This is a genomic window from Streptomyces sp. NPDC091371 (assembly GCF_040684275.1).
GTDB lineage: Bacteria > Actinomycetota > Actinomycetes > Streptomycetales > Streptomycetaceae > Streptomyces.
In genome coordinates, this window is the sequence record NZ_JBFBFP010000017.1 from 21099 (window position 1) to 42116 (window position 21018).

General features: G+C 73.3%; 15 protein-coding genes. 12 read left to right on the forward strand and 3 right to left on the reverse strand.

Going from position 1 to position 21018, the window contains the following annotated elements; translation table 11 throughout:
- The first annotated feature begins 234 nt into the window (after positions 1–234).
- The 6 genes from AB0O21_RS19920 to AB0O21_RS19945 all read left to right on the forward strand — a co-directional run bounded on the left by AB0O21_RS19920 (position 235) and on the right by AB0O21_RS19945 (position 12243).
- A complete protein-coding gene (locus AB0O21_RS19920; RefSeq protein WP_365172555.1) occupies positions 235–2178 on the forward strand; it encodes a serine/threonine-protein kinase in 1944 nt (647 codons plus the stop codon).
- A gap of 78 nt (positions 2179–2256) precedes the next feature.
- Positions 2257–5112: a protein kinase gene (locus AB0O21_RS19925; protein ID WP_365172450.1), complete on the forward strand. Its 2856-nt coding sequence runs from the start codon at positions 2257–2259 to the stop codon at positions 5110–5112.
- A gap of 128 nt (positions 5113–5240) precedes the next feature.
- On the forward strand, positions 5241–6899 hold the full coding sequence (locus AB0O21_RS19930; RefSeq protein ID WP_365172451.1) for a protein kinase: 1659 nt from the start codon (positions 5241–5243) through the stop codon (positions 6897–6899).
- A gap of 92 nt (positions 6900–6991) precedes the next feature.
- Complete coding sequence (locus AB0O21_RS19935; RefSeq protein WP_365172452.1) at positions 6992–8623, forward strand: succinic semialdehyde dehydrogenase; 1632 nt, start codon at positions 6992–6994, stop codon at positions 8621–8623.
- A 12-nt stretch (positions 8624–8635) separates the two neighbouring features.
- Complete coding sequence (locus tag AB0O21_RS19940; RefSeq protein WP_365172453.1) at positions 8636–10417, forward strand: GMC family oxidoreductase; 1782 nt, start codon at positions 8636–8638, stop codon at positions 10415–10417.
- Between the two features lie 185 nt (positions 10418–10602).
- Positions 10603–12243, forward strand: coding sequence for a peptidase (locus tag AB0O21_RS19945; RefSeq protein WP_365172454.1), 1641 nt, complete (start codon positions 10603–10605; stop codon positions 12241–12243).
- A gap of 270 nt (positions 12244–12513) precedes the next feature.
- Here the strand turns inward: AB0O21_RS19945 and AB0O21_RS19950 are convergent, their stop codons facing one another.
- On the reverse strand, positions 12514–12786 hold the full coding sequence (locus AB0O21_RS19950) for a chorismate mutase (protein WP_365172455.1): 273 nt from the start codon (positions 12784–12786) through the stop codon (positions 12514–12516).
- Positions 12787–13075: 289 nt separating this feature from the next.
- Here AB0O21_RS19950 and guaA point away from each other — a divergent pair, with 289 nt between their 5' ends.
- From guaA to AB0O21_RS19970, 4 genes are all read left to right on the forward strand, one after another.
- Complete coding sequence (guaA, locus tag AB0O21_RS19955) at positions 13076–14662, forward strand: glutamine-hydrolyzing GMP synthase (protein WP_365172456.1); 1587 nt, start codon at positions 13076–13078, stop codon at positions 14660–14662.
- Positions 14663–14781: 119 nt separating this feature from the next.
- Positions 14782–15543: a class II aldolase/adducin family protein gene (locus tag AB0O21_RS19960; protein ID WP_365172457.1), complete on the forward strand. Its 762-nt coding sequence runs from the start codon at positions 14782–14784 to the stop codon at positions 15541–15543.
- A gap of 102 nt (positions 15544–15645) precedes the next feature.
- Positions 15646–16902: a hypothetical protein gene (locus AB0O21_RS19965; protein WP_365172458.1), complete on the forward strand. Its 1257-nt coding sequence runs from the start codon at positions 15646–15648 to the stop codon at positions 16900–16902.
- An 18-nt stretch (positions 16903–16920) separates the two neighbouring features.
- Positions 16921–17427 carry a DoxX family protein gene (locus AB0O21_RS19970; RefSeq protein WP_365172459.1) on the forward strand — a complete coding sequence of 169 codons (507 nt, stop codon included), beginning with the start codon at positions 16921–16923 and terminating at the stop codon, positions 17425–17427.
- Here AB0O21_RS19970 and AB0O21_RS19975 read toward each other — a convergent pair.
- Positions 17373–17597 (reverse strand): hypothetical protein, encoded by a 225-nt coding sequence (locus AB0O21_RS19975; protein ID WP_365172460.1) that lies wholly within the window; start codon positions 17595–17597, stop codon positions 17373–17375. The two genes, AB0O21_RS19970 and AB0O21_RS19975, sit on opposite strands and share 55 nt — an antisense overlap.
- On the reverse strand, positions 17584–18885 hold the full coding sequence (locus AB0O21_RS19980) for a PspC domain-containing protein (RefSeq protein WP_365172461.1): 1302 nt from the start codon (positions 18883–18885) through the stop codon (positions 17584–17586). The genes AB0O21_RS19975 and AB0O21_RS19980 overlap by 14 nt, the downstream gene beginning before the upstream one ends.
- Before the next feature lie 131 nt (positions 18886–19016).
- On the opposite strand from AB0O21_RS19980, the gene AB0O21_RS19985 reads away from it, so the two are divergent.
- Together AB0O21_RS19985 and AB0O21_RS19990 are read left to right on the forward strand one after the other, a co-directional pair.
- Complete coding sequence (locus AB0O21_RS19985; protein WP_365172462.1) at positions 19017–20306, forward strand: PspC domain-containing protein; 1290 nt, start codon at positions 19017–19019, stop codon at positions 20304–20306.
- Complete coding sequence (locus AB0O21_RS19990; RefSeq protein WP_365172463.1) at positions 20303–20992, forward strand: response regulator transcription factor; 690 nt, start codon at positions 20303–20305, stop codon at positions 20990–20992. Before AB0O21_RS19985 ends, AB0O21_RS19990 begins: the two co-directional genes overlap by 4 nt.
- Positions 20993–21018 lie beyond the last annotated feature (26 nt).

A 21018-nucleotide genomic window follows, 5' to 3' on the forward strand; every position in this document is an offset into this window, starting at 1 on the left:
GCTGCTGAGCCCGGCCCGGACAAGGGCGCGCCGGCGGCGGAGCCTGCGGATGCGAGGCCTGCGGCTGCCGCGGGCGGGAAGGTGGGCCTCGCCGAGGCCGGGTCCGTTCCCGCCGCCAAGGTGAAGCTGGGCAAGGCCGCTGGAGCCGCGGCCGGCCCCGGCGAGGGCGCGCCCGCGAAGGCGGCGCCCCCGGTGGGCGAAACGGTCAACCCCGTCGTCGAGAAGGCCGATGCCATGGCGGCGGCCGTCAAGGCGGCGGCCGCCAAGGCCGCGGCGACCGGGGAGGACGAAGGGCGGCTGCTGGCCGGGCGGTACCGGCTCGGTGCCGTGCTCGGCAAGGGCGGCATGGGCACCGTCTGGCGCGCCCAGGACGAGACCCTGGGCCGGACCGTCGCCGTCAAGGAACTCCGCTTCAACACCGGCGTCGACGAAGACGAGAAGCGCCGCCTCATCACCCGCACCCTCCGCGAGGCCAAGGCCATCGCCCGGATCCGCAGCGGCGGTGCCGTCACCGTCTACGACGTCGTCGACGAAGACGGCCGGCCGTGGATCGTCATGGAGCTCATCGAGGGGCCCTCGCTCGCCGAATTCGTACGGGAGAACGGCCCGCTGACCCCCCGTCGCGCCGCCGAGGTCGGCCTCGCGGTGCTCGACGTGCTCCGCGCCGCCCACGGGCAGGGCATCCTGCACCGCGACGTCAAGCCGTCCAACGTGCTCATCGCCGCCAACGGCCGCGTCGTCCTGACCGACTTCGGCATCGCGCAGGTGGAGGGCGACCCCTCCGTCACCTCCACCGGCATGCTCGTCGGCGCCCCCTCCTACATCTCCCCCGAGCGCGCCCGCGGCCAGAAGCCGGGCCCGCCCGCGGACATGTGGTCGCTCGGCGGCCTGCTGTACGCGTCCGTCGAGGGCGTGCCCCCGTACGACAAGGGATCCGCGCTCGCCACCCTCACCGCCGTGATGACCGAGCCGGTGGACCCGCCCAAGAACGCGGGCCCGTTGACCGACGTCATCTACGGCCTGCTGGTCAAGGACCCCGCGCGGCGCCTCGACGACGACCGCGCGCGGGCCATGCTCACCGCCGTCGTCAACGCGCCCGAGCCCGTCGAGGCGCCGGTCGTGGCGCCGAACGCGGAGGAGACCCGGCAGATATCGCTGGCCGACGCACAGGAGGCGGCGGAGAAGGCAGCCGCCGAGAAGGCGGAGAAGGCGGCCGAGAAGGCGGCGAAGAAGGAGCGCGAGCGCCGGGAGCGCGAGCAGCGCGAACGCGCCCGTGCCGCGCTGAAGACGGCCCGCAAGGAAGCGGCCGCGGCCGCCGCTGCCGCCGCGGCCGTGCAGACCGCCTCGGCGGCCGAAGCCCCGGCCTCCACCAGGCCCGCGCCCGTCGCCGCCCCGCTCACCGACGTGCTGCCGCGCCGCACGATGGTGATGGCGGTGGCCGCCGTGCTGGTCGTGCTGGCGGCGATCGGTTCGCTGATCGCCTACGCGGTCGGCGGCGACGACGAGAACGGCACCAAGGAGCAGGGCAAGAACGGCGGCAAGGCCACTCCGGGCGTATCCGCCAACCCGACGCCGGGCACGGGCGGGAACGGGAAGAGCACCCCGCAGAACGCCTCGCCGAACACGCCCCAGAGCTCCGCCCCCGCCTCCCCGAAGGCCGGCGAGCCGGGCATCACCAGCCAGGGCCAGGGCGCATCGCCCGGCGGATCGGGCGGCGGACTCCCGCCGGGGTACGCCACGGTGACGGACCCGGGGTTCCACTTCTCGATGGCCATGCCCGCCGGCTTCCACCAGACGGGCATAGCGGGCGAGAAGTCCGGCGCGATATACAGCCGTGACGGCGGCTTCCCCCGCATCCAGGTCGACTACAACAACAGCCCCCGCAACGACGCGCGCAAGGCCTGGCTGGAGCTGGCCCCGAGCGTGGCGGGCAGCAGCAGGGGCTACAGCCTGATCGGGATCAACCTGGTCAACTACCGGAACTACCCGACCGTCGCGGACTGGGAGTTCGAGCGGGAGCAGGACGGCATCAGGGTCCGCGTGCTCGACCGCGGGTTCAAGATGGACGCGACGCACGGCTACGCCATCATGATCAGCTGCGCGGCCGACCAGTGGGACGGCGCGGAGTGCACGCAGATGCGCAACACGGCGTTCGAGACCTTCCAGCCGCTCGGCTGACCTCGGGACGCGGGCGGCCCCGGCGACGTATCGTGTCAGCGGGGCCACGGGGGACCCGGCGCACTCGGGGGAGGCGATGTGGAGGAGTACGCAGGCCGGATCCTGGCCCACCGCTACCGCCTGCCGGTGCCGCCGCCGGACTACGCCGAGTACGAACTCGTCGAGACCCGGGCCTTTGACACGCGCAGCGGGCAGGAAGTCCTCGTACGGCAGGTGCCGTTGCCGGAGGTCGTGGACGCCGAGCTGATGGACGGGCCGTCGCCGGAGGAGCTCCCGGCGGGTGAGCTGCCGGCGGTGCGGCGCGCGATCGAGGCGGCGCAGGCGGCGGCCGCGATCCCCGACCACCCCCGGCTGGACCAGGTCTTCGACGTGTTCGCGGAGGACGGGTCGCTGTGGATAGTGAGCGAACTGGTCCCGGCCAGGCCGCTGGCCGCGCTGATCGCCGATGAGCCGCTGAGCCCGTACCGGGCGGCGGAGGTGGCGTCGGACGTACTGACCGCGCTGCGGGTGCTGCACGCGCACGGGTGGACGCACCGGAACATCACCGTGCGGACGGTCCTGGTGTGCGAGGACGGCCGCGTGGTCCTGACGGGCCTGGCCGCGGGCGCGGCGGAGGAGGCGCTGTGCGGGTACGACCCCGTCCCGGCCGCGGCCTCCGGCGATGCGGAGTGGTCCCCGGGCGGCGACGCCGGTGCCTCCGGCGGTGCGGCGGGTGTGAGTGCGGTCGCGGGTGGCGTGGAACAGCGTGGTGATGCGTGGGGTGGTGCCCCTGGCGGTCCCTCCGGGGCGGTGCCGGGTGTGGCTTCCGGGGCCGCGGCGCCCGCGGAGGAGCCGCGGTATGCGCCGCTGGTGGCTCCCGGGTACGACACCGGGCCGCGGTACACCGATCACATCACCCCGGAGCGTGCGGAGGACCGGCCGGACCCCCAGGCCGCGGCACGGGCCGGGGTCATCGCCGCGTACCGGGCCGGATCCCGGGCGGCCGCCGCCCGGGTCACCGAGCAGCGCCAGGCCGCCGAGGCCGAGCGGGGCCCCGCGCCGGAGCCGGAGCCGAGGCCCGAGGGGTCGAACCTCCCGGAGGGGTACTCGTACCCGTACGGCGGCCCGCGGTCCGCCGCCGCCTGGCACGGCGCCACCCCGCGCCGCCAGGCCCTCCCGCCGGCCGGCACCCCGCAGCCGCAGCCCGAGGCGGAGCCGCAGCAGTCCACCTGGCCGCAGGGCGCCCCCGGGCGGACCGGGTTGCCCGCGCAGCCGGTCGGGCCGCAGGCCGGGCCCGGGCAGGCGCAGCAGCGGTCCGGGTGGTCGCAGGGTGACGAAGGGCGGACCGGTGAGCCCGCGCAGCCCGTCCGGCCGCAGGCGGGGGCCGGGCAGGCGCCGCAGGGGTCCGGGTGGTCGCAGGGGGATGCGGGGCGGACCGGGTTGCCCGCGCGGCTCGCGTTGCCGCAGGGGTTCCAGCAGGCCGATGCCCCCGCCCCGGCGCAGCCGCGGTCCGCAGGCGGCGGCGCGCCGCAGGGGCCCGGCCCCGGGTACGGCGCGGCTCCGCGGCCGCCCGCGCCGCGGGGTTACGGGCCGGGGGAGGCCGGCGGGCCGCGGCCCGCGTCGGAGCCAGGGCCGGGGGGTCACGGGTACGGCGGTGCCGGCCGGGTGCCCGCTCAGCAGGGCGGCCATGGCCCGACGCAGGCAGGTTCGGGGGGTCTTCGCCCCGGGTACGCGCAGCCGCAGGCGGGTGGGCCCCGGAGCGGGCTGGACGCCGAGCGGGCGCGGCAGACCCGGATGGCCGTGGTCGGGGCCGTCACCGAGCGGTGGGCCCCCGAGCAGGCCCGGAGCGTGTCCGGGCCGTGGCAGCTGGCGGCTCCCGTCGGCCCCGCCACCGACCTCTGGGCGCTCGGCGCGCTGCTGTTCCGCGCCGTGCAGGGGCACGCCCCGTACCCCGAGGACAGCGCGGCCGAGCTCGTCGAGCTGGTCTGCGCCGAGCCGCCCGCCTTCGCGGAGGAGTGCGGCGCGCTGCGCCCGGTCGTGGAGTCGCTGCTGCGCCAGGACCCCACCGAGCGCCCCGACTTCGAGGAGCTGCGGGGCTGGCTGCGCTCGCTCGTACGGTCGGCCCCCGAGCCGGACGCCGGCGCCGGGTTCGCCATGCTCCCGATGGCGGAGCCGGATCCCGCGCGCCTGCCCGTCGTACGCCGCCGCGGCGAACTGCACGGCCGGCACCGCAATCCCGCCGCCCCCCGCAAGGCCCGCGCGCCCCGCGCCCTCGGCCGGACGCTGCTCGTCGGCATCCTCGTGCTGCTCGCCGGGGCCGTGGCGTACGCGATGCTGTTCATGCCCCGGGCGGGCGAACAGGGCGCCCAGAAGCCGGCGAACACCGCGCCGTCCGCGCCGAAGCAGAGCCAGGGCCCCTCCCAGGTGCCCACGGGAACCCCCGAGTCCAGGCCGGCGCCCCAGACGACCGCGCCGGCGACCGCGGCAACCCCGCAGGCCCCGGCCCCGCCCGGCTACACGGCCCAGCAGGACCCGGAGCACTTCGAGATCGCGGTCCCCGACGGCTGGGAGCGGCGGAGCGTGAACGAGGCCGGTCAGGTGCGCTTCGTCAGCGGGCAGTTCGTGCTGACCGTCGTCCCCGGCCGGGACAAGGTCGAGGGCAATCCCGACCCGGCGGCGTACCAGAAGGACAAGGAGCAGGAACTGGCCCCGTACCGCACCTCCACCTGGTCCTCCGTCAGCGACGTGAAGACCACCAAGGTCGGCCAGCAACTCCGCGCCACCGGCCGCTACACGTGGATCGACGGCACCGGCCGCAACGTCGTCGCCCGCAACTTCGTCGTCGCGCTCGCCGGCAGCTACCACGTCGTCATGGTCACGGGCCCGGAGGGCGAACAGGGCAAGGTCACCGAGGTCTTCGAGAAGGCCACGGCGAGTTACAAGTCCGGGGGATGAGACCGTACTGACGACTGATCAGTACGGCGATTGCGTCACAGTGCTGCCATTCGGGGCCCGCTCGGTTCCGGCAGCACCCGTGGGCTCCGTAATCTGGCGGCCTGAAGTGTGGAGAGCGGCGGGATTTCGTGGAACAGCAGACAGGTGGGGGCACCGTGCTCGCGGGCCGGTACCGGCTCGTCGAGCCCATCGGCCGCGGCGGCATGGGCAAGGTGTGGCGCGCGCATGACGAGCTGCTCCACAGGACCGTCGCCGTCAAGGAACTGACGGCGGGTCTGTACGTCGCCCAGGCCGACCGGGACGTCATGCACGCCCGTACGCAGAAGGAGGCCCGGGCCGCGGCCCGGATCCAGCATCCGGCGGTCGTCACCGTCCACGACGTGCTGGAACACGACGACCGGCCCTGGATCGTCATGGAGTACATCGACGGCCCCTCTCTCGCGGACGCGGCCAAGGCGTCCGGCCGGATCGAGCCCCGCGAGGCGGCCCGGATCGGCCTGCACGTGCTGGGCGCGCTGCGCGCCGCGCACGCGGTCGGCGTACTGCACCGGGACGTGAAGCCGGGCAACGTGCTGCTGGCCAAGGACGGCCGCGTACTGCTCACGGACTTCGGGATCGCCGCGATCGAGGGCGACTCCTCCATCACGCGCACCGGCGAGATCGTCGGCTCCATCGACTACCTGGCCCCCGAGCGGGTCACCGGCGCGACCCCCGGCACCGCCTCGGACCTGTGGTCGCTGGGCGCCACCCTCTACACGGCGGTCGAGGCCCGCTCGCCGTTCCGCCGCACGTCGCCGATCTCCAGCCTCCAGGCCGTGGTCAACGACGAGCCGCCGGCGCTGCGCCAGTCCGGGCCGCTGGGACCGGTCATCACGGCCCTGCTGCGCAAGGACCCGGCGGAGCGCCCCTCGGCCGAGGAGGCCGAGCGGATGCTGCTCGAGGCCATGGAGGGCCGCGCACCGAAGGCGGCGCAGGCGTACGTGCCCACGCGCGCGGTGACTCCGGAGGAGCTCGCACCGGCACAGCAGCCGCCGGAGGAGCCGGCCCCGCGGGGGGACAGCGCACCGACGGCCGCGCTGCCGGAGTCGCCCGCGTCCGGGACGGTGTCCGCGTCCGCTCCCGGGCACGGGCACGGGACCGAGCCTGCCGACCAGGGCGGCGGCTGGCTCAAGCGCGCCGCGGTGGTGGCGCTGGTGGCGGCGCTGCTCGGCGGCGGAGGTGTGTTCGCGGTCCTCAAGTACACCGGGGACCCGGGGGCGGACGACAAGGTCGCGAGTGCGACGGGCGGGCAGTCGGGCGACGACGGGAAGCCGCGGGCGGCGGCCGCGCCGGCCGGCTACGACAAGGTCGTGGACCCCATCGCCGGCTTCACCCTGTTCGTGCCGAACGGCTGGACGCGCGAGACCAACGGCAACCAGATCGACTACACCCCGGACAGCGGGAAACACCTGATCCGGATCGCCGTCGATGCCACCCCGGACTACGAGAACCCGTACATGCACCTGGTCGACCTGGAGAAGCAGGTGAAGAAAAGGACGGACTACAAGAAGCAGCTGCTGAACCAGAACACCTTCCGGGACACCGTCCGCGCCGCGCTCTGGGACTTCTCGTGGACCGAGAAGCAGAACCACCCCGGTCCGCGCCGGGCGAGGGAGCAGATGTACATCGCCCCGGACGGCACCGAGTACGCGATCTACATGTCGAGCCCCGCCGCCGACTGGGCCGCGACCCAGCAGCAGTTCGACGTCCTGCTCAGCGGCTGGGAGCCGCCCGCCGCGAAGCACTGATGCGGCATTCCGCCAGCAATCACTGGCGGAAATCCCAAAATCCGGTTACCCACGGGTACCCAAAGGTCCGCGGGAGCAATACGCTCGCGGGCATGACGGACTCGCAGGCCCCCGCCGCCCCCCTCCGGACCGCACCGCAGCCCACCAACCCGGTCGCCCCCGCCCCGGCCGGCGCGCGGACCGCCGCCGACGTGGTCACCCCCGACCTGGTCGCCCGGCTGACCCGCGGAGTGATCGGCTCCGGCCGCACCGCCAACCACACCCCCTTCAGTGGGGACCGGCTCGCGGAGCTCCCTGAGGCCACCCGTGAGGACGTTGCCGAGGCCTTCGAGCGGGCCCGCGCCGCCCAGGGCGCCTGGGCCGCCGTCCCCGCGCGCAAGCGCGCCGCGGTGCTGCTGCGCTTCCACGACCTGGTGCTGGACCGCCAGGCCGAGGTGCTCGACCTCATCCAGCTGGAGACCGGCAAGGCCCGCCTGCACGCCCACGAAGAGGTCCAGGCGGTCGCCGTCGCCGCCCGCCACTACGGCCGCAAGGCCCCCGCCTACCTGCGCCCCAAGGGCCACACCGGCGCCATGCCCACCCTCACCAAGGTCACCGAACTGCGCCAGCCCCGCGGGGTCGTCGGCCAGATCGCCCCCTGGAACTACCCCCTGGAGCTGTCGGTCGGCGACGCCCTGCCCGCCTTCGTGGCCGGCAACGCGCTGGTCATGAAGCCCGACACCGAGACCGCGCTCACCGCCCTGTGGGCCCGCGACCTGCTCATCGAGGCCGGACTGCCTGCCGAGGTCTTCCAGATCGTCCTCGGCGAGGGCCCCGTCGTCGGCCCCGAGGTGGTCCGGCACGCGGACTACGTCTCCTTCACCGGCTCCACCCGTACCGGCCGCGAGGTCGCCCGGGGCGCCGCCGACCGCCTCGTCGGGGTCTCCCTCGAACTCGGCGGCAAGAACGCCATGCTCGTGCTGCACGACGCCGACATCGAGAAGGCCGCCGCCGGCGCCGTCCGCGCCTGCTTCTCCTCCGCCGGCCAGCTGTGCATCTCCATCGAGCGGCTCTACGTCCACGCCTCGATCGCCGACGCCTTCGTCGAGCGGTTCGCCGCCCGCACCAAGGCCATGCGGCTCGGCGCCTCCCTCGCCTACGGCGCCGACATGGGCTCCCTGGTCGGCGAGCGCCAGCTGGAGACCGTGACGCGGCACGTGGACGAGGCCGTCGCCAAGGGCGCCACCCTCGTGGCCGGCGGCACCGCCCGCCCCGACATCGGCCCCCTCTTCTACGAGCCCACCATCCTCGACGGCGTCGAGGCGCCCATGGCCGTCTGCGGCGAGGAGACCTTCGGCCCGGTCGTCTCCATCTACCGCTTCACCGACGAGGACCAGGCCATCGCCGAGGCCAACGCCACCGCCTACGGCCTCAACTCCAGCGTCTGGACCAAGGACTCCCGCCGCGGCCACGCGGTCGCCGCCCGGCTGCGCACCGGCACCGTCAACATCAACGAGGGCTACGCCCCCGCCTACGGCAGCGCCCAGGCGCCCATGGGCGGCATGAAGGACTCCGGCCTCGGCCGCCGGCACGGCTCCGAGGGCATCCTCAAGTACACCGAGGCCCAGACCGTCGCCCACCAGCGGCTGCTGCCGATGGCGCCCTCGCTGGGCATGGACGACGAGAAGTACGCGGCGTTCATGACCCGCAGCCTCAAGGTCATGAAGGCTCTCCGACTCCGCTAGGGAGGCACAGCAGTGTCGTACGACTACGACGTCATCGTCATCGGATCGGGCTTCGGGGGGTCGGTCTCGGCACTGCGCCTCAGTGAGAAGGGGTACCGGGTCGGCGTCCTGGAGGCAGGGCGCCGCTTCACCCGCGCCGGCCTGCCGAAGAACAGCTGGGACCTGCGCAACTACCTGTGGGCCCCGGCCCTCGGGCTGTACGGGATCCAGCGCATCCACCTGCTCGGCAACGTGATGGTGCTCGCGGGCGCCGGCGTCGGCGGCGGCTCGCTCAACTACGCCAACACCCTCTACGTGCCGCCCACGGCCTTCTTCGAGGACCGCCAGTGGGCCTCCATCACCGACTGGCACGAGGAACTCGCCCCGTACTACGACCAGGCCAAGCGGATGCTGGGCGTCCGGCTCAATCCGACGATGACCTCCTCCGACGTCCACCTCAAGGCGGCCGCCGAGAAGATGGGCGTCGGGGACTCCTTCCACATGGCGCCGGTCGGCGTCTTCTTCGGAGACGGGGACGACGCCGAGGGGCAGCCGAAGGTCCGGCCCGGGGACGAGGTCGCCGACCCCTACTTCGGCGGCGCCGGCCCCGCCCGCAAGGCCTGCACCGAATGCGGCGAGTGCATGACCGGATGCCGGCACGGCGCGAAGAACACCCTGAACGAGAACTACCTGCACCTCGCCGAGCGCGCCGGCGCCGTCATCCACCCCATGACCACGGTCACCGCGCTCTCCGACCACCCCGAGGGCGGCTACCGGGTCCGCACCGTCCCCACCGACCAGCGCCGCAGGGGCGTCAAGGACCGCGTGAAGGTGCTCCGCGCCCGCTACGTCGTCGTCGCCGCGGGCACGTACGGCACGCAGACCCTGCTGCACACGATGAAGGACCGCGGCGAGCTCCCGCACCTCTCGGAGCGGCTCGGAGACCTGACCCGTACCAACTCGGAAGGACTGGTCGGCGCCCAGACCGACGACCGCCGCTACCGCAGGCGCCACGGCGCGGGGCAGCGGGCCGACTTCACCCGCGGCGTCGCGATCACCTCCTCCGTGCACCCCAACGCCGACACGCACATCGAGCCCGTCCGCTACGGCAAGGGCTCCAACGCCATGGGGTTCATGACCGTCCTCCAAGTGCCCTACGACAAGCACCGCGTCCGGGCCTGGCTCGCGCGCACCGCCAAGCACCCGGTGCAGCTGCTGCGCTCGCTGTCCAACCGGCGCTGGTCGGAGCGGACCATCATCGGCCTGGTCATGCAGTCGCTGGACAACTCCCTGACGACCTACCGCAAGCCCGGCGGCATCGGAAAGGGCCTGCTCACCGCCCGCCAGGGCCACGGAGCCCCCAACCCGGTGCAGATCGAGGAGGCCACGCAGGCGGCGACCCTGCTCGCCGAGGAGATCAACGGCTTCCCTGGCAGCAACGTCGGCGAGCTGATGGGGACCCCGCTGACCGCGCACTTCCTCGGCGGCTGCCCGATCGGAGCCTCGCCCGAGGAGGGCGTGGTCGACCCGTACCACCGGCTCTACGGACACCCGGGCATCTCCGTGGTGGACGGCGCAGCCGTCTCGGCGAACCTGGGGGTCAACCCGTCGCTGACGATCACGGCGCAGGCGGAGCGGGCGATGTCGTACTGGCCGAACAACGGCGAGCAGGACCCGCGCCCCGCACAGGGCGCGGCCTACGTACGCCTCGCGGCGGTGGAACCGGTCCGCCCGGCGGTGCCGAAGGAGGCCTTCGGCGCGCTGCGGCTGCCGTTCCTCGCGGTCCCCGAGGTGCCGCCGAAGCGCGACAGCTGAGCCGGGCACCCTGAAACCGGCCGGGCCGGTACCGCGCTCCCCCTCCGAGCGCGGTACCGGCCGCGGTACATGAGTGACAGGTGGTCAGTGCGGATGGTTGTACCGGAACCGGCCATGCCGGGCTGTGGCGTCCGTCACGTGGTGAAGCGGGCAACCGCCTGACCGGTACGGCGGTCAAGGGGAGCATGAGAAAGCGCATCTCCCTGCTGGCGGCGACCGGCCTCGTGGCCGTGGGCCTGGCCGCCACCCCCGCGAACGCCGCGGATCCCGTCTTCACGCTCACCAGCCCGGCGGAGATCGGCCTGCGCCCCCACCCCGGGCAGAGCGGGAAGCCCCAGAAGACCTCGGTCGAGTTCCGCGTTGAGAACGAGACCGGGAAGGTCTTCGACAAGCCGAGCACCTACACCATCGACCTGAGCGTGCTCAAGGGAGTCGCCGACGTCGCGCTCAACACGGAGCGCTCCTTCGGCTGCACCCTCGAAGCGGCGAAGGTGACCTGCAAGGACTGGTCGATCTGGACCCACGGCAGCGGTGTCGCGACCCTGGACCTCACCGCCGCCAAGGACAGCGAGATCGGCAAGGCCGTCGACCTGACGATGACCGGCACCGCCGAGGGCGCCACCTTCAAGCCGGCCACCACCAAGGTCAAGGTCGGCGGCCCCGACCTGGTCCTGGAGGAGGCCCCGCTCAAGGCCAAGCTGGTCCCGGGCGAGACGCAGCCGCTGCCGATCGTCTTCGGCAACGAGGGCACGGAGTCCGTCAACGGCGTCGCGCTCGAAATCCGGACCACGCACGGCATCGGGCTGGTCGAGCGCTACGACAACTGCTCCTACAGCGACCTCGGCGACAGGGGGCAGCCGTGGAACGCGGGCTGGTCCACCGCGGTCTGCATCCTCGACGGCGAGTACGAGCCCGGCACCGTCTACGAGGTGAAGGGCGGCGCGCTGACCCTCAAGGCCGCCCCGCACGCCTTCATCGACGGGATGACCTACGCGGTCCACGCGGCCGGCGACCAGCCGCAGACCGCGCAGAAGCTGACCAAGCCCGGCACGGGCAAGAAGCTGACCGTCACGAAGCAGGCGCCCAAGGCCGCCGGGCTGAAGTCCGCGGAGATCGACCCGCGGAACAACATGCACGAGTTCGACTTCCAGACCAAGAACGGCGCCGACTTCGTGGCGGGCGCCGTGTCCCTCAAGGGCAAGGCCGGCGAGACGGTGAAGGCCGACTTCGGCTTCGAGAACAAGGGCCCGGCCTGGGTCGCCTACCTGCGCTCGGGTGAGGACGTCGCCCGCACGGACATCGTGATCCCGCAGGGTGCGAAGGCCACGAAGGTCCCGGACCAGTGCCACGCGGTCAACGCCGACGGCAGCCACCGCGAGGAGAAGCTGGGCGCCCCGCGCTACTTCTGCGGGACCACCCACGTCGTGGGCGAGAAGCAGAAGATCTCCTACCCGTTCGAGCTGAAGATCGAGAAGGTCGTCGCGGACGCCACCGGCTCCGTCACGGTCGGCCAGTGGACGCCCGAGGGCACCCAGGCGCACCGGTTCGACCCGAACCACGCCAACAACAAGGCCGCCGTCGTGATCAACGCCAAGGACGCCGGCACCACGCCGACCCCGGGCCCGACGACCACCGGCAGCCCGTCGCCCACGGCCTCCGCGACCCCGTCGCCCACGCCCGCCACGACCGCGGGCGCCAAGCCGAACGGCGGCCTCGCCAGCACCGGCAGCACCCCCGGCCCGCTCCTGATCGCCGGCGCGGTGCTCGTCGCCGCCGGCGGCGCGCTGGTCCTGGCGTTCCGCCGCCGGGCCGCCGGGCGCGCGTGATCCCGTAACACCGGGGTCGGAGAAAAAGAACGGCCGGTCCGGGGCGTCCCCCGGGCCGGCCGTCCTTTTTGGGGTGACCGGGCTGCTGTCCCCTGCCGTCCGGTCACGCGAAGGAGCGAGGTCCCACGACGCGCGCTCCACGGGGCGCCCGTCTCATCGCTCCAGCGGAGCCACGCGTGGTGTTGCGGTCCCGCACCTGGCTGGCACGGACAACCTCACCAACGAAGACCCCCGGGGGCCGTCACGGTCCGGACGAGTGACGAACAGGCGTCACACCCGGCCCCGGCACAGCTCCAGCAGCGTCATGGCGAGGGCTGTGCCGGGCTTCCCGAGGGCGTCGCTCCAGTGCGACAGCACCTCCATCTCGCGCGACAGGTGCACCCGCCGCCCGCCGGATTCGATCCGGGCCTCCTGGATCACCGTCGAGACGGCCATCCGCTCCTGGATCAGTCCGATGATCCGGTCGTCGATGGCGTCGATGCGGGTCCGGGAGTCGGCGATCAGCTGCTCGGGGGTGGTGGTGATCGTGGTCATGGTCTTCATCTCCTGTGGGTGGGGCCCGCAGGACCGGACGAACGCCAGAGCGCCCCGGTCCTGTCGGACCGGGGCGCTCTGGGAAGTCAGCGGCTCAAGCGAGCATCACGATGACCCATGGCGACCGGACCGGCCGGTGCCATAGGTAAAGAGGAAGCTCAGCTGCTTGCGCATGTTGGGGATTATTGCCTTCCGTCCCGCTCGGGGCCAACCCGATTCGGATGGTGAGACGAAGAGGGGCTTACATCCCCCGTTAGAATCGACAAAGAAACCACCTCTTCCGCCGGAAGGCCGCCCCGTGCCAGAAGCACCCTCCGCCGCCCACGACAGCGCCCCGGACACGGTTCTCGTCGTCGACTTCGGCGCCCAGTACGCCCAGCTCATCGCCCGCCGCGTCCGCGAGGCACGGGTCTACAGCGAGATCGTGCCGAGTTCGATGCCCGTCGACGAGATGCTGGCCAAGAACCCCAAGGCGATCATCCTCTCCGGCGGACCGTCCTCCGTGTACGAGGAGGGCGCCCCGCAGCTCGACCGCTCCCTGTTCGAGGCCGGGGTCCCCGTCTTCGGCATGTGCTACGGCTTCCAGCTGATGGCGACCACCCTCGGCGGCCAGGTCGACAACACCGGCGCCCGCGAGTACGGCCGCACCCCGCTGGCCGTCTCCAAGGCCGGCTCCACCCTCTTCGAGGGCACCCCCGAGAACCAGTCGGTGTGGATGTCCCACGGCGACGCCTGCTCCGCCGCCCCCGAGGGCTTCACCGTCACCGCGTCGACGAACGTCGTCCCGGTCGCGGCCTTCGAGAACGACGAGAAGAAGCTGTACGGCGTGCAGTACCACCCCGAGGTGATGCACTCCACGCACGGCCAGCAGGTCCTGGAGCACTTCCTCTACCGCGGCGCCGGCCTGGAGCCCACCTGGACCACCGGCAACATCGTCGAGGAGCAGGTCGCGGCCATCCGCGAGCAGGTCGGCGACAAGCGCGCCATCTGCGGCCTCTCCGGCGGCGTGGACTCCGCGGTCGCCGCGGCCCTCGTGCAGAAGGCCATCGGCTCGCAGCTGACCTGCGTCTACGTCGACCACGGCCTGATGCGCAAGGGCGAGACCGAGCAGGTCGAGAAGGACTTCGTCGCCGCCACCGGCGTGCAGCTGAAGGTCGTCGACGCGCAGGAGCGCTTCCTGAACGCGCTCGCCGGCGTCTCCGACCCGGAGACCAAGCGGAAGATCATCGGCCGCGAGTTCATCCGCGTCTTCGAGCAGGCCCAGCTGGAGATCCTCCAGGAGGAGGGCCCGGCGGTCGCCTTCCTCGTCCAGGGCACCCTGTACCCGGACGTCGTCGAGTCCGGCGGCGGCACCGGCACCGCGAACATCAAGTCCCACCACAACGTGGGCGGCCTGCCCGACGACATCGAGTTCGAGCTCGTCGAGCCGCTGCGCCAGCTGTTCAAGGACGAGGTCCGGATGGTCGGCCAGGAGCTCGGCCTGCCCGACGAGATCGTCCAGCGCCAGCCCTTCCCGGGCCCCGGCCTCGGCATCCGCATCGTCGGCGAGGTCACCAAGGAGCGCCTGGACCTGCTGCGCGAGGCCGACGCCATCGCCCGCCACGAGCTCTCCGCGGCCGGCCTGGACCGCGAGATCTGGCAGTGCCCGGTCGTGCTGCTGGCCGACGTCCGCAGCGTCGGCGTGCAGGGTGACGGCCGTACCTACGGCCACCCGATCGTGCTGCGCCCCGTCTCCTCCGAGGACGCGATGACCGCGGACTGGACGCGCATGCCGTACGAGGTGCTCGCCCGGATCTCCACCCGCATCACCAACGAGGTGCCGGAGGTCAACCGCGTGGTCCTCGACTGCACGAGCAAGCCCCCGGGCACCATCGAGTGGGAGTAGGGGGCCCCGCCCCCGTACGACGGCGCCGCCGCTCAGCCCGACTGAGCGGCGGCGCCGTCGTTTCTCTGGCCACTTGACGGTCGCGCCGGTACCTTGCGCCGCGAACCGAAGGAGGGGCCATGCCCGATCAGCCCGTACCCGTGCCCGTGGAGCGGCTCGGCTTCGAGATGCCGCCCGTGCACGCCACCGCCGAGGAGGCACGCGAACACCGCAAGGACCGCCTCGCCGAGGCGCTGCGGCTGCTGGGGCGGCTCGGGTACGAGGACGGGGTGGGCGGGCAGATCACCGCGCGGGACCCCGAGTTCGGGGACTGCTACTGGGTGAATCCCTTCGGGCGGGCCTTCGCCGGCCTCACCGCCGACGACCTGCTGCTGGTCGACGGGGACGGGCGGGTGCTCCGGGGCGGCCGCCGGGTCAACGAGCTGGCCTTCGCCGTGCACGCCGCCGTCCACCGGGCCCGGCCCGGCGCGGTGGCCGTCGTGCGCGCGCAGGCCCCGTACGGCCGCGCGCTCGCGGCGCTGGGCGAACTGCTGGCCCCGATCAGCCAGGAGGCCTGCGCCTTCTACGAGGACCACGCGCTGCTGGACGAGTACACCGGGGCGGACGATCCCGGCCGGACCGCGCACGCGCTGGGCCCGTACAAGGCGCTCGTCCTGCGCAACCGGGGGCTGCTGACGGTCGGGGACTCGGTGGACGCGGCGGTCTGGTGGTTCATCGCGGCGGAGCGGGCGGCGCAGGTGCAGCTGATCGCCCGGGCGGCCGGGAAGCCGGTGCCGGTCGACCACCGGGCGGCGGTCGCCACCCGGGAGCGGTTCGGGTCCGATCTGGCCGCGTGGGTGAGCTACCAACCCCTCAGGGAGCAGGTGGCGTCAACATCATGAACGGTTAATCACCTGCTCTGACATCGTGCGCAATCCGGAGCACTGCCGCAGTGGTGCACAATTCGCTGGCATTGCACCGTAGTTCAGAGAGGCGGCACGCACGTGGCTGTCCAAGAGATGTCCCGGGGTACGCATACGGCCGCCTGCGGCTGCGAGGAGTGCGCACGGGAGGGGCACCGCCGCGCGGTCGCCGCGTTCCTGGAGAAGCGCGACGAGTTCGCCTCCGGGCAGGGCGTGCCCGCCGCCGTCGCGCACTCCCTCGGCGCCTCCCGCCAGTGGGTCTCCGACGAGCTGACCCTGTCGGCCCGCACGGCCGCCGACCGGGGCCGGGAGGCCGGGAACTCCTGGCTGTACCTGTTCTCCCGGCGGGCCGTCCTCGCCGTGTGGATCGCGGCCGGGGTCCTGCTGCTGGTCCAGGTCGGCACCGCCCTCGGCACCGGCTGGTCCACCGCCCGCACCGCCGGGCTGCTGGCCGCGCTGGTGCTGGCCGGGCTGCTCACGGTCGCGGCGCGCGCCCAGTCGGTGCGCGGCGGGCTGCTGGCCCCGCTGGTCGGCGAGGACAACCGGCTGTCCACCTCGAAGGCGGCGGCGAGCGCCTGGGTCGTGCTGACGGCCTTCGCGACGCTGCTGCCCGCGCTGCGGCTGGCGGCCTCCTCGCCCGGCCCGGAGCGCCAGGCCCTGTACGCGGGGCTCGCGCTGGACCGGGCGCTGCCGCTGCTGGCGGTGGTGTCGCTGACCTCGGCGGTGGCGGTGCTGGTGCGCCGGGTGGTCTCCGTACGGATCATGGGGCAGCGGCTGCAGAAGCTGCCCGCCGACCGGCCGCGCGGGGTGGACCTGCTGACGGACGACGCGGGCCGCGGCAGCTTCCCGGACGCGCAGTACGTGCTGGTGTCCACGGTGGTGCTGGGCTACGCGGCGGTGTCGCTGGCCCGCTTCCCCGAACGGCTCCCGCAGCTGCCGTGGGCGCTGGCCCTGCTGGTGGCGCTGTCGGCGGCGGTGTACCTGGCGGCGAAGTACGCCGAGGGCAGCCGGCCGCTCGTGCTGTCGGTGGTCCGCAGACGGGAGCCCGGGGACCTGGACGCCGCGGTCCGCCCTGGGGACGACATCGAGATCCGGGGCGTGGGCTTCGTACCACCAGGGGCGCAGACGCCGGAGATGCTGGCGCGGCTGGTGGTGCGGATCGGGACGGTCCACGTGCACGTGCCGCTGGTCCCGGTGGCGGGCGGGTTCACCAACCCCTCCGACGCGGTGCTGACCGTGCCGGTGCCGGCGGAAGTGGAGCCCGGGCGGATCGACATTCAGGTCATCACGGCCGCGGGGGTGGAATCCAACCGATGCACCATCGACGTCGCCGAGTGATGGGGGTACACATGTCGCGTGACCCATACCCGAACTGACGTCCCGACCGGAGCGGAGGGGCTGCGCGCCCTGGCCGCCCGCCACGCGCTGCTGCCCCTGAGGATCTTCCTCGGCGTGACCTTCGTCTACGCGGGGCTGGACAAGCTGACCGACTCCGCGTTCCTGTCCGCCACCGGCCCCGGTTCCATCGGCGAGGTGATGAGCGGGGTGCGCGACTCCTCCGCGATCCCGGCCCTGGTGGACCTGTCCCTGAAGTCGCCCGTCGGGTTCGCCGTGGCCATCGCCATCGGCGAGCTGCTGGTCGGCCTCGGTGTGCTGGCCGGCCTGCTGACCCGGATCGCGGCCGTCGGCGGGGCGCTGATCTCGCTCAGCCTGTGGCTCACCGTGTCGTGGGCCGTGACCCCGTACTACTACGGCAACGACCTGATCTACATGATTGCCTGGACCCCGCTGATCCTCGCCGGGGCGCCCTACCTGTCGCTGGACTCGCTGATCCGGTCCCGGCGGTCCCTGCGCACCGCGTAGGTCACCAGCCCCACCAGGGCGGCGAGGCAGAGCCCGCCCAGGGCCATGGGGATGACCAGGAACCACGGCACGTCGGCCTCGCCCGCCGCGTCGAGCAGGTACACCACTCCCGCGGTCAGCAGCACGATCCCCGCGAGGAGCCGTCCCGGCTGGAACTCATGACGCGGCACGGGCCACCTCCACCTGTCCCACACCCGCGTTGAGGTGCAGCTCGATCGTCCCGCCGGCCTCGGTGCCGGCGGCGGGCGGCAGCGTCGCCTCCTGGGTTTCGCCGCCGCTCTTGATGCGTACGCCGGTCTCCCCGGGCATGTGGATGTCGCCCAGCTCGACCGAGACGTCGGCCCGCGCCGTGACCTCCCGGGGCACGATCACCTTCAGCCGCCCCGCCTCGATGGAGGCGCGGACCGACACGGTGGCGCCCTTCGGGACGTCCAGCCGGCTCAGGTCCAAGGTGGCGAGCCCGGTGCCCGCCTCGTACACGGGCCGTACGTCGGCCACCGCGGCCGGCCGCCAGTCGACCTGCTTCCAGTCGGTGCCGATCTCCCGGGGCAGCGCCGAGGCGCCCGCCAGCAGTCCGGCCGTGACGACGGCGAGCAGGATGGTGCCGAAGCCGGTGCGGCCCTTGACGGAGCTGACCGCGAGGCCGAGGCCGAAGACGGCCAGCGCCGAGGCGAGCCCGATCTGCAGGGCGTGGCTGAGGGTGCTGCCCTCCCACACGGAGGCGGTGGAGATCGTCCCGGCCAGCAGCGCCAGGACGAAGACCCGCCCGCCGATCCCGCCGCGCGGGCGGGCCGGTGCGTAGGCCGGTTCCTCGGGAGCCCGCGGAGCCTTGGCGCGCGGGGCCGTGTCGTCGGCGTACTCCGTGTCCGCGGGCCCCCACAGGTACCCGGTGGCCCCGACCGGGCCGGTGGTGCCGTCCTTGACCAGCGGGTCCCGCCACCAGGACGGGCCGCCGGGGGCGGGCGGCGCCTGCGTCTCCGGCGGGGCCGGCGAATGCGCGGCGGGCGCCTCGGCCTCCGGGGCGTGGGCCCGGCGCCGCTGCGACCAGTGCGAGGCCCCGCCCAGCGCCAGGATGACCAGTACCGAGAAGACCGCCAGCCCGCCGTTGGTCAGCATCGACAGGAACAGCGCGCAGCCGACCAGGGCCGTGAACACCGCCGCCAGCGTGGCCCCCTCGACCCGGCCCGTCAGCAGCCGCTTCGCCTCGCTGTCCTCCTCGCCCTCCTGCGGGAGCAGCAGCCACGCGAAGCCGTAGAAGATCAGGCCGACACCCCCGGTGAAGGTGAGCACGCCGATGACGATCCGGAAGACCACCGGATCCAGGTCGAAGTACCGGCCCAGGCCCCCGCACACGCCCGCGAGGACCTTGTCGCGCCTGCTGCGGCGGAGCGGCGGCCGGGCGTCGGGAGGCTGCGGAGCCCCAGCGTCTGCCGACGGGGCGTCGTGTACTTCGGTCATGTGTCCATGGTGACGGCCTGGGGCGGCCCCGGGCATCGGGCCCAACCCTGGCGCAACCCTGATATCCCCCGGGCCGGAATGGGGGGATGCCCTGATGCCCGCCCGCCTGCCCGCGTGTGACCCTTGGTGACATGCCCGTAGCAGCCGTTCCCCACCACGTACCCGATTCCGACGAGGCGCCGCCGCGCAAGCTCTACCGCAGCGCCGACGGCCGGATGCTCGGCGGGGTCGCGCGAGGTCTCGCCGGGCACCTCGGCCTGCCCGTGATCTGGGTCCGGCTCACCTTCCTCGGCTTGTTCATGTTCGGGGACGGCCTCGGCGTGATGCTGTACGCCGCGTTCTGGGTGTTCGTACCGCTCGGCGTCGGCGGCCGCACCGAGAACCGCTCCTTCTTCGAAACCCTCGCGGACGGCAGCCGGCACCTGCGCAGACCCGACAAGGGGCAGGTGCTCGCGCTGATCGTCCTTCTCGTCGGCGTGTGGATCTTCATCGCCAAGCTTGAGATCGGCGGCACCTCCGGCCGCTACGTGTGGCCGACGGTGCTGGTCGGCGCGGGCGTGGTCCTCGTATGGCGGCAGGCCGACAACGCCCGCCGCGCCCACTGGGGCGATCCGGCAGGCGGCCGCGGCCGGCTGTTCCAGGCCGCCCGGGCGCTCGCCGGAGTCGCCCTCGTCGGTGTGGGCCTGACCGTCTTCATCGTCGTACGGGGCTCCGCCGCGCAGCTCGGCAACGTGCTCACCGCCACCCTCGCCGTCCTCGTCGGCGTCGCCCTGCTCGCCGGGCCCTGGCTGATCCGGATGACCCAGGACCTCTCCGAGGAACGCCTGATGCGCATCCGCGCCCAGGAGCGCGCCGAGGTCGCCGCCCACGTCCACGACTCCGTCCTGCACACCCTCACCCTGATCCAGCGCAACGCGGAGGACGTCGGCGAGGTCCGCCGCCTCGCCCGGGCCCAGGAGCGCGAACTGCGGAACTGGCTGTACAAGCCCGAGGGCACCGGCAAGGACGAGGCCGACGCGCCGGCCACCCTCGCGGACGCCGTGAAGAAGACCGCCGCCGAGGTCGAGGACCACCACGGGGTCCCCATCGAGGTCGTGGTCGTCGGAGACTGCCCCCTCGACGAGAAGCTGGCGGCACAGATCCAGGCCGCGCGCGAGGCGATGGTCAACGCCGCCAAGTACGGTGGCGACGGCGGGCCGGTACAGGTGTACGCCGAGGTGGAGGGGCAGACGGTGTTCGTGTCCGTACGGGACCGGGGACCGGGCTTCGACATCGACGCGGTACCGGACGACCGCATGGGCGTACGAGAATCGATCATCGGCCGGATGCAGCGCAACGGCGGGACCGCACGACTGCGGTCCGCGCCCGACGGCGGCACGGAAGTCGAGCTGGAGATGGAGAGGGCGGCGAAAGCGGCATGACCGAGGACAGCGCTGAGAAGGAGACCCGCAGGGTCCGGGTCGTGCTCGTCGACGACCACCGGATGTTCCGCGCGGGCGTACAGGCCGAGATCGGCGAGACCGACCGGACCGGGGTGGAGGTCGTCGGCGAGGCGGCCGACGTCGACCAGGCCGTCACCGTCATCACCGCCACCCGCCCCGAGGTGGTCCTGCTCGACGTGCACCTGCCCGGCGGCGGCGGGGTCGAGGTGCTGCGGCGCTGCGCCCCGCTGATGGCGGCGGCCGAGAACCCGGTGCGCTTCCTGGCGCTGTCGGTGTCCGACGCGGCCGAGGACGTCATCGGGGTCATCCGGGGCGGCGCCCGCGGATACGTCACCAAGACCATCACCGGCACCGAGCTGGTGAACTCGGTCTTCCGCGTCCAGGACGGGGACGCGGTGTTCTCGCCGCGCCTGGCCGGTTTCGTGCTCGACGCCTTCGCCTCGACGGACGCCCCGCCGGTCGACGAGGACCTGGACCGGCTCACGCAGCGCGAGCGCGAGGTGCTGCGGCTGATCGCGCGCGGGTACGCGTACAAGGAGATCGCGAAGCAGCTGTTCATCTCGGTGAAGACGGTCGAATCGCACGTCTCGGCGGTGCTCAGGAAGCTCCAGCTCTCCAACCGCCACGAACTGACCCGCTGGGCCACGGCACGCCGGCTGGTGTGATCCACACCGCATCCTGACCGCGCAAC